Origin of the sequence: Bartonella sp. AA81SXKL, assembly GCF_042196945.1 — a bacterium.
In the GTDB taxonomy this organism is placed as follows: domain Bacteria; phylum Pseudomonadota; class Alphaproteobacteria; order Rhizobiales; family Rhizobiaceae; genus Bartonella.
The window spans coordinates 1-309 of sequence record NZ_JBHIRH010000322.1; the positions used below are offsets into that span (position 1 = coordinate 1).

Below are 309 nucleotides of genomic sequence, written 5' to 3' on the forward strand. Positions count from 1 at the left end.
TTATTATCATAAGCGCTCTTAAACCAAGGAGAACTGACAAACTGTTGACGCGGAATTTTCTCCAATGCCGTAAAAAAGCGAACATCATCAATTCCTTTGCTGCGCATTTTTAGCACAAGACTAGCTAGCTCCTCATGAAATCGTAAAATACCCTTTTGATCCATACTATCATTCGATCTCCAACAGAGTCATTATACCATTGTATACACACTTTATTTCTTTTAAAATGGCATCGTCTTGTGTTTTTATGCTATCATTTGTCAATAATAAGCGTATATCCGTTCTCCTTTTGAAAATTTTTAAGCCGTT

The 309-nt window shown here is 35.3% G+C and carries 1 pseudogene; it reads right to left on the reverse strand.

Features of this window, described 5'->3' with window-relative positions:
- Positions 1–164 (reverse strand): annotated as a pseudogene (gene pcm, locus ACFINZ_RS11430) (protein-L-isoaspartate O-methyltransferase); the annotation flags it as partial.
- Positions 165–309: the final 145 nt, after the last annotated feature.